The following is a 13,708-nucleotide window of genomic DNA, read 5'->3' on the forward strand; positions in this document are numbered from 1 at the left end:
AACGTCCTAGATAATGACACCTTCGGTGAAAACGCGAGTGTGACGGGTGTGACTCAAGGTGCGAACGGCACCGTGACCTTCAATGCTGATGGCACCGTGACCTACACACCGAATGAGGACTACCACGGCAGCGACAGCTTCACTTACACCGTGACGACGGCGGCGGGCAATGTTGAAACGGCGACCGTGAATGTGAATGTGACGGCAGTGAACGATGTACCTGTGGCAGTTGGCGATGTAGAGTCACTCAGTGAAGATGCGACTTTAACGGTCGATGCTGAAAGTGGCGTTTTAACCAATGACCAAGACATTGATGGTGATACCTTAAGCGTAATCGCTATCCGCACAGGCTCAGAAGGTGAGATTGATGGCACGACCAACGGTAGTGTTGGTACAGGACTGAATGGAATTTATGGTGAACTAACGCTCAATGAAGATGGCAGTTATGGCTATGTTGCTAATAATGCAGATAGTTTAAATCCTGGAGAGGTAGTCACAGATAAGTTTACGTACACGGTTAGTGATGGTATGGGTGGCACAGATATCGCAACGTTAACCATTACGGTTACGGGTACTAATGATGCTCCAATTGCTCGTAATGATGTGGGTGCCTTAGGGGAAGATGCGACGTTAGATGTCACTACTTTGAACGGTTTATTGAAGAACGATAGTGATATTGATGGCGGTAGCCTCGAAGTTATCGGTATTCGTACTGGCGCTGAAAATGCTGCAAACAGCACGACTGGGACGGTGGGTGTTGGCTTAGTTGGCAGCTTTGGTACTTTGACCGTGAACGATGATGGAAGCTATAACTATGTTGCTGATAATGCGGATAGTTTAAAAGTGGGCGAGCAGGTGTCTGAAACGTTTACTTATACAATAAGTGATGGTCAGGGTGGAACAGATACCGCTACTTTAACCATTAGCGTAACAGGTACGAATGATGGACCTAACGCCATTGATGACACTTATAACTCACGCAGTGAAACCGTACTGTTCTCAGAATCATTTGAGCACATGACTAACACAGGTCGTTGGACAGTAGTAACTGGCGACGAATTAGGTGATTGGGATGCAACCAATGGTCTAGAAATCCAGCGTGATGGTCTTATCGCAGAAGCGACCGATGGCGATTATCTTGCGGAGCTTGATGCGCACCAAAATACCGCGATTACTACAAGCATTGATACGTCAGGCCAAGACAGCGTGCGCGTTGAGTTTGATTACAACCCTCGCCGGGATGGTAATTCATCCTCTGATATGACGTTTAAAGTGGGTGATACGCTAGTGACTGTTCATGCAGACGGAACTCTATCGGGTGCTGACGGGCTTAATGTTCAAATCGGACAACCTGACGCAAATGGATGGTATCGCATAACGGCAGAGTTTGAAGTCCAAGGTGACACAACTGAGCTGACATTTGCAGGCGCTGGCGCTTCAGACAGCTATGGCGCACTGTTAGATAACATTACAGTGGTAGGTATTAATCAATCGGAACTTGCCACCTCAGAAGATCAGCCTATCATCATTTCTTTTGCTGAGTTGTTGGCAAATGATACCGACATTGACGGTGATGAACTGTCAATTGTTGCTGATTCAATCACATCAGCGGCCAATGGCACTCTGTCTGTTGACTATAGCAATGAGACCATCACTTTTACGCCAGATAAAGATTACAACGGTGAAGCAACCTTCAATTATAGAGTCACTGATGGTAATGGTGGGGAAGATGAGGCGGTAGTAACACTTAATGTTATCCCTGTTAATGATGCGCCAGAGCTGACAGGCGATCTGTCGGGTGAAGTGGATGAAGCAGGCAGCTATACCATTACGGCGGCGGACCTAGGCTATACGGACGTTGACGATACAGATTCAGGCGTGACCTTCACGGTCAGCAACGCGAGCAACGGAACAATCTTAGTAGGCGGCGTGGCGTCGAACAGCTTCACGGTGGCGCAGTTGGCTGCGGGTGACGTGAGGTTCAAGCATGACGGTAGCGAAACCAAATCGGCGTCGTTCGATCTGAACGTTGAAGACGGCAACGAAGATGGCAGCACACCAGTAAACAGCACGTTCAACTTGACAGTAAATCCTGTTAACGAAGCACCAATAGTTGATCTTAATGGCAGTTTAGACGGTATCGACTTTAACTCCGATTATGTAGAAGGTAGTGACGCCGCCATTGCCGATATCAATGCTGATATCTTTGATGATAAAGACGCGATTGAGGAAATGAAGGTATCTTTGACCAATGCAAAAGTTGGCGATGATTTAACATGGGTTGAGGCGAATAGTTTTAAAGTCACGAAAACGGTCAATGGTGCTTTAATCGCACTTGTGATCACACATTCTTCAGGAAAGGTGTCTGCAGATGAATTTGAAGTTTTCTTGAAGTCGATTCGATTTGTCAATAACAGCGATACGCCGGATGAAACTGTGCGTGAAGTTGAGGTTACTGTTTCTGATGGTGTGAATCAGTCGGAACCTGCGACGACTTCGATAACGGTGACTGTGACTGAAAATGAGCCACCTGTTGCAAATGACTTTATGATTTCATCTGATACGAATGTTGTGCAGGTTAACTTTTCAACTCACGCAATAGACGAAGAAGACGATGATTCATCGTCTGATAATGAAGTGACATCAGTTCGAATCGAAGAACTTCCAGAACACGGCAACCTTTATGAACTTGACGCGAACGGTCAACCTGGTGAGCCTCTTGAAGTGGGTAGCGTAGTTTTAGATAGTGCGAATATCATTTATGTTGCTGACGATACTGATGAAAGCAAGCTTGTCAGTAACTTCACAGGGGACGACTTCGCTGATGATAATGGGCTAGATGGTTCAGGTCTTGGGGAGTTAGAACTCGATGGCTTAGTCATTTCCGGAGGGAAGTTTGATGTCAATGTGCTTATTGACAATGAGAAGTTTACTGACGGCGACGCAACGATAAAATATGATCATAACCCAAACCAACTTGGTGTCTTTGTTCATACAAGCCATGACAATGGGTCAGGACAAGAAACGGAAATAGGCGAATATATTTCTGTTGCCTCAGACAATGGTAACATTTCATCCGCTGAAATTTACTTATCAAGTGTGCAAGGTTTGTTTAACAATGGTCACGCGAAGATAGTAGGTTATTTGTTTGATAACGGAGAGTTGGTTAGTGGTGAGATTGAATTATCGTTGAAAAACTATAACAAGAGTGCTCATACCGCTAGTGTCGAAGTAAGTTCTGACTCAGTGACATTTGATGAAGTACGATTAGCTGCTATCAATATCACTAATGCTGGCAGAGGCGCTGGGTTTAATGTTTCAGGTGTTGATCTTGATACTTCTGGTGTTATTAATATTGAAGATGAATTCAAGTATTCTGCAATTGACTCTGATATGCAAGATAGCTTAACTCAAGGCACAGTTACGGTTAATGCAACCTCAGTGAACGGTGGGCTATCTAGCGGTATCGACCATGTCAAAGCGACCGACAATACTTTAGTTTGGGATCAGTCATCCGCTCATACTTGGGAATCTGAGTCTAATGTCCCATTAGGATACGATGAGCTTAACGGTGTGTCTATCGATGTGGGCGTTGGCAGTGATAGTGTCAGTCTAGGTGCAGGTTCTGATACTATTTATATGGGAGATAGTATTGTTCCCGGCATGGATCAGAATATAGACATAGCTAACCAAAACGCGGTAATAAACCAATTTATCAATGCAGATATTGATGGCAGTACCAATGATGTTGCTGATGATATGACTTACGGGGATGAAGATGACCATCATAAAATGGATGGTTATTCTAATACTGGTGTAGATATCGTTCAAAGTGGCGGTGGCAACGACACGGTATATGGTGAAGAGGGTGTCGATCTTATCTTCGGCGGTTCTGGTCATGATATTCTCGATGGTGGGGAAGGTAACGATGTTCTTCGAGGTGGATCGGGTAACGATACCCTTATTGGTGGCTTGGGTGATGATATTTTGACTGGCGATTCTGGTGACGATATATTTAAATGGGTCGATGAGCCTTTGAATCATCATCAAGATGTGATTACAGATTTTGAAGTGGGCAGTGATCGAATTGATTTGTCAGAGCTTCTTCATGATGACGAGACAATGAACGATGTTCTTAGTCACTTATCAGCGAAAATCAGTGATGATAAACAAGATGTAGAGTTGACTGTAACTAATGACCAAGGCTCTCAAACTATTATTTTGCAGGGCCAAGCAAGTAACCTTACAGGGTTAGATGCTGATGGTTCTGGTGTCTATTCTGGTGATGAATTGACGAATTTGGTTAATTCACTCATGACAAATTTACCAAACGCTTAATTCAGCAATCACAAAAAGGGCCGAAAGGCCCTTTTTTTTATGCGTTTAGCTTAAAACTCTAAAGCACTTTACACGCAAACCCTTTTAGGTAGAAACCTTCTGGGTAGGCTGTGTCTGTTAGATGATCAGCAGCTTGTTCGAAGCGCTCGACGAACTTAACAGTGCGGCCTGCGTCTAATGCTGCATCAGCGATGATTTTTTGGAACAAATCGGTGCCCATCAAGCCAGAGCAAGAGTAGGTAAGTAGCGTACCACCGGGTTTCAGAATTTGCATCGCAAGCATGTTAACGTCTTTATAACCATTCGCACCTGAAGTTAGGTTGTTCTTGCTTGAAACAAACTTCGGTGGATCCATGATCACTACGTCAAACTTAGTGCCTTGGTCACGGTATTCACGAAGCAGTTTGAAGACGTCGGCATTTAAGAAAACAGCGCGTTTTTTAGAGATATCAAACTTATTCAGTTCAGCATTTAACTTCGCTGTATCAAGAGCAAGTTGAGATACATCAGCGTTGATAACACGCTTCGCGTCGCCTTTAAGTGCGTATAGACCAAAACCACCTGTGTACGAGAAACAGTTAAGAACATCTTTGTTTTTAACGTACTTCATTGACTCTTTACGGCTATCACGTTGATCCATGTAGAAGCCCGTTTTGTGGCCTTCCATAATGTTCACACTGATTTTAACGCCATTCTCTTCAATCAAGATTGACTTAGGTGGCTCTTCGCCGTGCAGTACACCGACAACTTGTTTTAGACCTTCTTTTTTACGAACCGCTACGTCAGAGCGCTCGTAAATGTTACAGTCTGGGAAGCACTCGATTAACGCTTCAACCAACACGCTTTTGTTATATTCAGCGCCAGCACTTAGCAGTTGGCAAACTAGAAAGTCTTGGTACTTATCGATAGTGATGCCAGGCAAACCATCAGACTCTGCGGCTGTTAGACGGTAACCAGTTAGCCCATCACGTTCGATGATGTCTTCACGTAAAGACTGTGCATCTTGAATTCGTTTTACAAAGAACGCCTTGTTGATTTCTTCTTTTTCAAATGTCCAAACACGAGCTCGAATTTGAGAAGCTGGAGAGTAAGCTGCTTTTGCTAGCCATTGACCATTTTGAGCATATATGTCTACAGTTTCACCGGCTTGTGGCTCGCCTTCGACCTTATCGATACCGCGTGAAAATACCCATGGGTGTTTGCGACGTAGTGATTTGTCACGGCCTTTGGCTAGATGAATTGAAGGCGTCATAATTTACTCTGTTTGTTGAATTTTGAAGGAGGGGTATTGTCAGGGAAGTGCCAGTGAAAAGCAAATAAGAAAGGCCGGTCGTGCCACCTTGTCGTCGTATCATGAATAACAGCGCTAGATGGGCAGAGTCTCAACTATACTTATCATATGTTCTATGAGGTAAACTAATGGAAAATTCACAATCTATATTTGCTGTGTCGGGCGTAGTTCAGTGCGTTGGTTTTCGTTACCACACCAGCAAACAAGCGCAATCTTTGAGCCTATCGGGCTATGCAAAGAACCTAAATGATGGTCGCGTCGAAGTGTTAGCCGTTGGAGAACGAGAGCAAATAGAGAAGCTGCATGCTTGGTTACAAATCGGGCCTGCAAGTGCAAAAGTCGATCTTGTCGTCAGGCAACCAGTTAGAAAGGAAGATAAGCGTGCGGTTTGCCTAGGTGAATTTAAAATACTGTAGCGTGTTGACTACAGTATTTTATGGCGTTTGCTTATAGAGACCTTAAATTATCGAAGGCAGCTTATAAGCACTTGGCCGGTTTAGGTAACCCTGCAAGCTTAGTTGCTTGCTTCGCTGGGCCTTTCTTGAATAACTTGAATAGGTACTTACTGTTGCCTTTTTCTGGCCCGTGAGCCTTCTCCATTGCTTTTACCAGCATGCGAACCGCTGGCGAGGTGTTGAACTCTTCGTAAAAGCTCCTTACAAAATGTACCACTTCTAGGTGTGCATCTGTCAGTTCAATCGCTTCGTATCGAGCAAGAATTTCGATCATCCCTTCTTCCCATTGTGTGTAGTCCAACAGGTAACCTTGAGCGTCGGTTTCGATTTGCTTGCCGTTATATTCAAACATGTTTAATCCAAAATCAAATGAGCTATGGGAGTAGGGTACATGACCAAGTTTACCTTTCTCAATAGATATTGTAGCGTTTGCAATATATATTGTCCTTGCTGATACAAAAAAGCCCAAGAGAGATGCTCTTGGGCTATATTTTGAACAGCAGGCGAATTAGTCGTTGCTGTTCATCACACCTAAAATGCTTAATAGGCTGATGAAGATGTTGTAGATAGAAACATACAAGTTAATCGTTGCAGAGATGTAGTTGGTTTCACCACCACGAATGATGCTTTGCGTTGTTAGCAAGATAACACCCGTCGAGAATAGGATGAACATACCGCTCATAGCCAATGATAGTAGAGGCATTTGTAGGAAGATGTTTGCCACCATACCCACCAGCAGTACGACGAAACCAGCCATCAACATACCGTTCAGGAATGACAGATCACGTTTGGTCGTTAGTGCGTACGCAGATGCACCCATGAATGCTAATGCGGTACCGCCCAATGCCGTAAGGATGACGTCACCCATACCTGCGCCAACGTACATGTTTAATATTGGACCGATGGTGTAGCCTAGGAAACCTGTAAATAGGAATGTGAAAACTAGACCCATGCTATTGTCACGGTTCTTTTCTGTCATGAAAAGCAGACCGTAGAAGCCAACTAGCATGATAATAAGACCTGGACGAGGAAGGTTCATCGCCATGGATACGCCTGCTACAACAGCAGACCAAAGTAGTGTCATAGACAGTAATGCGTAGGTATTACGCAACACTTTATTGGTTTGCAAAGCACTTTCTTGAGATGCTGTGCGTGAAAACATAGGGCTGTTCATAATCTTCCTCGTAAGGTGACTTCAATAGTTATTAGTACATTTATGGGGGTGAAAGTTCGAAAAATCAAGTCTTTCATTCCTTTTCTATGCTCAAAATAATAATCAAAATAGTCTGTTAAGTGTTTCTAAAGGTGTAACAAAGTGTTGCTGACTTGCAATGTCATCATCTGTAATGATAAAGAGACGACTTAAGCCGCCTCTTTGGTTTATGCATCATAACATATTAATGATGTAAGATTTGGCTTAAGAAGTTTTGTGTCCTGTCCGATTGAGGGTTTTCAAAGAAGTCGACAGGGTTGTTCTCTTCAATGATTTCACCAGCATCCATGAAGATCACGCGATCTGCGACTTCTTTAGCAAAACCCATCTCGTGTGTCACACACAGCATTGTCATGCCTTCTTCTGCAAGCTCTACCATTACGTCGAGGACTTCTCGAACCATTTCAGGGTCGAGTGCTGATGTTGGTTCATCAAACAGCATGACTTGAGGATTCATGCATAAAGAACGCGCAATTGCCACGCGTTGCTGCTGACCTCCTGATAGCTGCCCGGGGAATTTATCTGCTTGCTCAGGGATCTTTACCCGCTCTAGGAACTTCATCGCAATGGCTTCCGCTTCTTCTTTGGGCATTTTTTTGACCCAAATTGAGGCTAGAGTACAGTTCTCTAACACCGTAAGGTGCGGAAACAAGTTGAAGTGCTGGAAACACATGCCTACGTCTCTACGTACGGCTTCAATGTTTTTTAGGTCTTCCGTTAATTCATTTCCTGAAACAAAGATGTGACCTTTCTGGTGTTCTTCCAGTCGGTTTATACAACGGATCATCGTTGACTTGCCAGAACCTGAAGGGCCACAGATCACGATTTTCTCGCCTTTTCTTACTTCTAAATTGATGTTCTTTAGTACGTGGAATTCGCCGTACCATTTGTTCATGTCTTTCAACTCGATCATAAGACCTTGAGAGTTGTTTTCTGCCTGCTGCGTCATAATACGTCCTTGATCTTGTTAACTATCGTTTGTGACCGGTGTGAAGTCTGTTTTCTAGCCATATCGAGTATCTCGACATGCCGAAGCAAAACACCCAGAACACTAACGCGACAAATACATAACTTTCAGTAGCAAAACCTAACCATTCTGGGTCGGTGTTTGCGGCTTGACCAATACCTAGCACATCGAACATACCGATGATGAGTACAAGGCTGGTATCTTTGAATAGGCCAATGAATGTGTTTACGATTGATGGAATGGTAATCTTTAATGCTTGAGGAAGAATGATCAGCCCCATCTTTTTCCAGTAGGTCAGACCTAGAGCATCTGCCGCTTCATATTGACCTTTTGGGATTGCTTGCAAGCCACCACGAATTACCTCTGCCATATAAGCCGCACTGAACAACACCACACCAACTAGAGCACGGATAAGCTTGTCAGTTTCTGAACCGGCGGATAGGAAAAGAGGTAGCATAACCGACGCCATAAACAGTACGGTAATCAGTGGAACGCCACGCCATATCTCAATGTAGACAGTACAGATGCTGCGAATGATCGGCATTTCTGAACGACGTCCAAGCGCAAGAGCAACCCCGATAGGTAGTGATACCACAATACCAACGAGTGCGATGATAAGCGTCACTAGTAAGCCACCCCATTTATGGGTATCGACCACTTCAAGTCCAAATACGCCACCGTATAGCAGGCCTGCGATAATAAATGGGTAGATGTTGACGAAGAACAACCAGATCCAAGTACGCTTAGGTGTTTTTTCATAGGCTAATAACGCGACAAAAATCGCCAGCGTTGCGTAGAAAAGGCGAGGTCGCCACAGTTCAGCTTCTGGATAGAAACCGTACATGAATTGGTCCCAACGAACACTAATGAATACCCAACATGCGCCATCACTCGTACATGCATCGCGAGTAGCACCAATCCAGTCTGCGCTCAAGATCGCCCAATCAAAGGTTGCCCAAAGCAATGAGAACGCGATGTAACCTAAAATTAATGTTACGACGCTATTAATCGGGCCGTTAAAGAGGTTTTTTCTTAACCAGCCAACCATACCGACCGTGTTAGCTGGAGGCGGAAGATCAGGTTGAAATTGATGTGTGCTCATATTATCTCTCCACCAATGCGACTTTACGGTTATAGATATTCATTAACGCGGAGGTCAACAAGCTTAGGGTTAGGTAAACGCCCATCGTCATTGCAATGATTTCAATGGCTTGGCCCGTTTGGTTGAGCGTTGTGCCTGCGAATACAGAAACTAAGTCAGGGTAGCCAATCGCCATGGCTAACGAAGAGTTTTTGGTTAGGTTTAAGTACTGGCTTGTAAGTGGCGGAATGATGATACGCAACGCTTGAGGAATGATAACCAGCTTAAGCGTGCGAGAGCGTGGCAGCCCCAGAGACATCGCGGCTTCTGTCTGGCCATGGCTTACCGCATTAATGCCCGAACGTACGATTTCTGCAATGAAAGAGGCAGTATAGATACTCAGTGCGAGTACAAGTGCTGCAAGCTCTGGGATAATGCTGATACCGCCTTTAAAATTAAAGCCCTTTAGTTCAGGGTATTCTGCAGAAATAGGCATTCCTAAAACAAAATACACCACCAGTGGCAAGCCAACGATCAAGCTCAAAACGATACGAAGCATCGGGGCTTGTTGGCCTGTTAATTTCTGTCTATTGCTTGCCCAAATATTGATGATTATGCTAGCGATGATACCGGCTATCAGGGCGGCAATTACAATGTTGCTTCCTTGCTCTAAAACGGGAGCCGGGAAATATAAGCCTCGAACATTTAAGAAGATGGCTTCTCCTAAACTCAAGCTTTCACGAGCCGAAGGCAGGGCTTGAAGTACTGCGAAATACCAAAAGAAGATTTGCAGCAACAAAGGGATATTTCGGAAAATCTCAATGTAAACCGCGGCACATCGACTCACTAACCAATTAGAAGATAAGCGCGCGATCCCCATACTGAAGCCAAGAAATGTGGCGAGAATAATACCGAGCACTGAAACTAGGGCAGTGTTTAATAAGCCGACAACGAATGTTCGACCGTATGAGAAGGTTTCGTCATATTCGACCAGCGTTAAACCGATACCAAAACCGGCTTCCTGACTTAAAAAGCCAAAGCCAGTGGCGATACCTCGAGCGTCGAGGTTAGTCAGGGCGTTGTTAACGATGGTATAAAAGAAAGCGCCAAGTGCTCCAATGGCGATGACCTGAAAAATAACAGATCGAAAGGTTGGGTTGTATAATAGGTTAGCACTTTTTGCCTTGGGTTTTTCCTGAGAAGGAGTAAGAGTGTTGTTAGGTTTCATACTGCAATAACCTCAAATCCATTTAACATTTAGGGCGGAAAACCGCCCTAAATCGTGTTACTCAATAATTCACTTTCGCGTTGTCACCATCACATCATTGTGTGCTAGTAACAGCGACGAACAAGTAATCACGTCATGTGCTATTAACGGATTGGTGCAGCGTACATAAAGCCACCCGCATTCCATAATGCATTAACACCGCGAGAGATTTTAAGTGGAGATCCCGTACCAACGGTACGTTCAAAGCTCTCACCGTAGTTACCAACCTGTTTGATCACTTGGTAACCCCAGTCGTCACGTATGCCAAGGCCTTTACCTTTAGGACCGTCTACACCCAGAATACGCTTGATGTTAGGATCTTTTGAGTTAAGCATTTCGTCAGCATTTTGCGATGAGATACCGTATTCCTCAGCGTTAACCATTGTTGAAAGCGTCCACTTAGCCACGTTGAACCATTTGTCATCATCTTGACGAACAACAGGTCCTAGAGGCTCTTTTGAGATAATCTCTGGAAGCACTTGTGCAGTCGAAGGATCCGCTAAGTTCAAGCGAAGTGCATACAGACCAGATTGGTCAGTGGTTAGCACATCACAACGACCCGCATCGAAACCTTTAGACGTTTGTGCGGCCGTATCAAATACCACTGGCTTGTAAGACATGCCATTGTTACGGAAGTAATCAGCTAGGTTAAGTTCAGTCGTAGTACCTGATTGGACACATACTGAAGCACCGTCAAGCTCTAGAGCACTGGTAAGGCCTAGATCATTCTTAACCATGAAGCCCTGTCCATCGTAGTAGTTAACGCCTACGAAGTTAAGACCCAGAGCTGTATCACGATGCAGTGTCCATGTTGTGTTACGAGATAGGACATCAATTTCACCAGATTGAAGTGCGGTAAAGCGCTCTTTTGCGGTTAGCGGAACGTATTTAACTTTAGACTTATCACCGAGTACCGCAGCTGCAAGAGCTTGACAATATTCAACATCAATGCCTTCCCATTCCCCTTTTGAGTTAGGGTTTGAAAACCCTGGAAGACCAGTACTGACACCACAAGTTAAGCTGTCATTTGCGATGACTTTATCCAATGTTGATTGACCATCCGAAACCGGTGCGGCCGCAGTTGTGCTAGACTTAGCAGCGTCTAACTCAGATTTTAGACTCGAAATTTCTTGGTTTAATTTATCGACAGTTTCCTGAGAAACACTATTTGTATCTCCACAGCCAGCTAAAAATGAACTAGCAATTACTACTGAAGCAAGAAGTGTTAGTTTATGTGTCATTTGTATCCTTCCTTGTTAACCAGGTGAGACTCGAGATTCGTTCTCGGTAGAGTTTGTCTATTCGTATTCAGTGTTCTATGACCTTGCTGATCAAATCTAATAAGTTGCATTTTGCAAATGAACTGTTGGCGATTTAAACAACTGTTTATAAGGTTAGGAGAGGATTTGTCGTTTCACAACTGTATAATTTAAAAAGAATTTTGAGTGAAATCACAAATCCGACCACATTTAGAATGACCAAATGTTAAGTGAATGTAAATAGTGCAATAGCTCACATTGTTGGTGCAACAAGATTTAGATTTATAAACAACCCATTGGTTAGATGAATGTTCCGAGTTGGTCTATTGAATTTGCTGGGTTAATCCTGAAAAAGATAGAAATTTGGTCAATAAATATTTTTATAGCGGTTAGATAGTTATTAATGTGCTCCAAATTTGGTAGCATGTTTAATCGTTATTGAAGTCGTCTCAAGGAAGAATATGCGTTATTTCCCAATGTTTTTGGATGTAGTGAATAAGCCAATTCTAGTGGTTGGTGGTGGGGAGGTGGCTTGCCGAAAAGTAGATAGCTTATTGCGCGCGGGCGCGGTGGTCACTTTAGTTTCACCTAAGGTAGAGCCTTACTTAAAGACGTTAGTGGATGACGGTAAACTGCATTGGGTTCAAAACTTTTACTCGTCACAAATAATATCGAACGATTACTTACAAGTATGGGCCACCACTGACAATCCAAGCCTAAATCATCAAGTCTATAACGATGCAAAAAAACTCGGTATTCTAGTCAATGTGGTTGATGACCTACCTTATTGTGATTTCATCACTCCTTCGATGATAAATCGCGGGAGAATCCAAATAGCGATCTCCAGTGGTGGATCATCTCCTGTTTTAGTTAGAAATATTAGAGAAAAACTCGAAACAGTACTTCCACAAAATATAGGCTTACTTGCTGACTTTGGTGCATCAAAACGTAATTCTATTAAAGCGTCATTTCCAACGGTTGATGAGCGTCGTAAGTTCTGGGAGCGTTTTCTCTCTTCGAGTGAGGTAGCACAAGTTACCGAACGTGAGCAACTCGAAGCTTACTATCAGCAGTCTTTGATTGAGCCTGTAGACAGCCAAGGCCAGGTAACTTGGATAGAGTTTGACCAAGATGTGGAGTTGCTATCGATTAAAGCACTTCGTTTGATGCAAGAGGCTGAATTGGTATTGTCGCCGAATGGCTGCCCATTTGAATTCGTAGATCTATGTCGACGTGATGCGGAAAGGGAAGAGTACGCCAACAGTGGTGAGCTTTCTACAAAGCTTGAACAAGCCAGAGCGCACAACTTACGTGTTTGTGTGTTTATTACACCCGCGAGCGTTGAGTTCAACTTGTTAGTGGGCAAAGATTTAAAACTCTCTTCCTCTAAAGTCTTAAGCGGAGATCTTTAGCGTTCTATGTCAACAAGCTAATGAGGCGTCAACTAACAGTAGTGTTTCATTGCTGTTAAGATGTTTCAGTAAGCGTTGTGGTTAATATAGCGGGTTAGCTAAATAACAGATCAGCTAGATAAACAAGCAGTTAAACAAAAGCCACTTCCGATAAATTATTACTAGTGGCCCATAGTATATAAAACATATAAAAGATCTATTTATTTAGGTCTTTTTTGTATATCTATAATTGATAATTCGTATGCGTCCCATGAACCCACGGGGCGACTTGTCAGTGTTTGAAGTTCCAAGGTAGGAGTGCGTTGATATCAGGCTCAGCTTTTGCCAGTTCCTTCATGCACTTGACCATATATACTCGTTCAACTTGAAGATGCAGGCTTGAGAACTTGAAAGTTATCATTAATTCGAGATGCCAAAGAGCCTGC

At 43.7% G+C, this 13,708-nt stretch carries 10 protein-coding genes; 3 read left to right on the top strand and 7 right to left on the bottom strand.

Annotation, left to right across the window (positions count from 1 at the left end; genetic code table 11):
- Positions 1 to 4,338 (top strand): Ig-like domain-containing protein (locus Q1A70_RS16820; RefSeq protein WP_299697423.1); only part of this gene is annotated, 4,338 nt, incomplete at its 5' end.
- Between the two features lie 58 nt (positions 4,339 to 4,396).
- Here the strand turns inward: Q1A70_RS16820 and Q1A70_RS16825 are convergent.
- Positions 4,397 to 5,590 (bottom strand): class I SAM-dependent methyltransferase, encoded by a 1,194-nt coding sequence (locus tag Q1A70_RS16825; protein WP_299694198.1) that lies wholly within the window; start codon positions 5,588 to 5,590, stop codon positions 4,397 to 4,399.
- A 167-nt stretch (positions 5,591 to 5,757) separates the two neighbouring features.
- Between Q1A70_RS16825 and yccX the strand changes: the two genes are divergently transcribed.
- Positions 5,758 to 6,045: an acylphosphatase gene (yccX, locus tag Q1A70_RS16830; protein WP_299694201.1), complete on the top strand. Its 288-nt coding sequence runs from the start codon at positions 5,758 to 5,760 to the stop codon at positions 6,043 to 6,045.
- A 61-nt stretch (positions 6,046 to 6,106) separates the two neighbouring features.
- On the opposite strand, the gene Q1A70_RS16835 is transcribed toward yccX, so the two are convergent.
- The 6 genes from Q1A70_RS16835 to Q1A70_RS16860 all read right to left on the bottom strand — a co-directional run bounded on the left by Q1A70_RS16835 (position 6,107) and on the right by Q1A70_RS16860 (position 11,853).
- Positions 6,107 to 6,436: a TusE/DsrC/DsvC family sulfur relay protein gene (locus Q1A70_RS16835; protein WP_299694204.1), complete on the bottom strand. Its 330-nt coding sequence runs from the start codon at positions 6,434 to 6,436 to the stop codon at positions 6,107 to 6,109.
- A 156-nt stretch (positions 6,437 to 6,592) separates the two neighbouring features.
- On the bottom strand, positions 6,593 to 7,258 hold the full coding sequence (locus Q1A70_RS16840; RefSeq protein ID WP_299694207.1) for a Bax inhibitor-1/YccA family protein: 666 nt from the start codon (positions 7,256 to 7,258) through the stop codon (positions 6,593 to 6,595).
- Between the two features lie 223 nt (positions 7,259 to 7,481).
- Positions 7,482 to 8,246, bottom strand: coding sequence for an amino acid ABC transporter ATP-binding protein (locus Q1A70_RS16845; RefSeq protein ID WP_299694210.1), 765 nt, complete (start codon positions 8,244 to 8,246; stop codon positions 7,482 to 7,484).
- A gap of 22 nt (positions 8,247 to 8,268) precedes the next feature.
- Positions 8,269 to 9,366 carry an amino acid ABC transporter permease gene (locus Q1A70_RS16850; RefSeq protein WP_299694213.1) on the bottom strand — a complete coding sequence of 366 codons (1,098 nt, stop codon included), beginning with the start codon at positions 9,364 to 9,366 and terminating at the stop codon, positions 8,269 to 8,271.
- Between the two features lies 1 nt (position 9,367).
- The gene (locus tag Q1A70_RS16855) at positions 9,368 to 10,573 is read right to left on the bottom strand and encodes an amino acid ABC transporter permease (protein ID WP_299694215.1); all 1,206 of its coding nucleotides are present in this window, start codon (positions 10,571 to 10,573) and stop codon (positions 9,368 to 9,370) included.
- Between the two features lie 143 nt (positions 10,574 to 10,716).
- Complete coding sequence (locus Q1A70_RS16860) at positions 10,717 to 11,853, bottom strand: amino acid ABC transporter substrate-binding protein (protein ID WP_299694218.1); 1,137 nt, start codon at positions 11,851 to 11,853, stop codon at positions 10,717 to 10,719.
- A 479-nt stretch (positions 11,854 to 12,332) separates the two neighbouring features.
- Here Q1A70_RS16860 and Q1A70_RS16865 point away from each other — a divergent pair, with 479 nt between their 5' ends.
- Entirely contained in the window at positions 12,333 to 13,283 is a 951-nt protein-coding gene (locus tag Q1A70_RS16865; RefSeq protein ID WP_299694222.1) for an NAD(P)-dependent oxidoreductase, read from the top strand.
- Positions 13,284 to 13,708: the final 425 nt, after the last annotated feature.

Origin of the sequence: uncultured Vibrio sp., from assembly GCF_947488985.1 — a bacterium.
Lineage (GTDB): Bacteria > Pseudomonadota > Gammaproteobacteria > Enterobacterales > Vibrionaceae > Vibrio.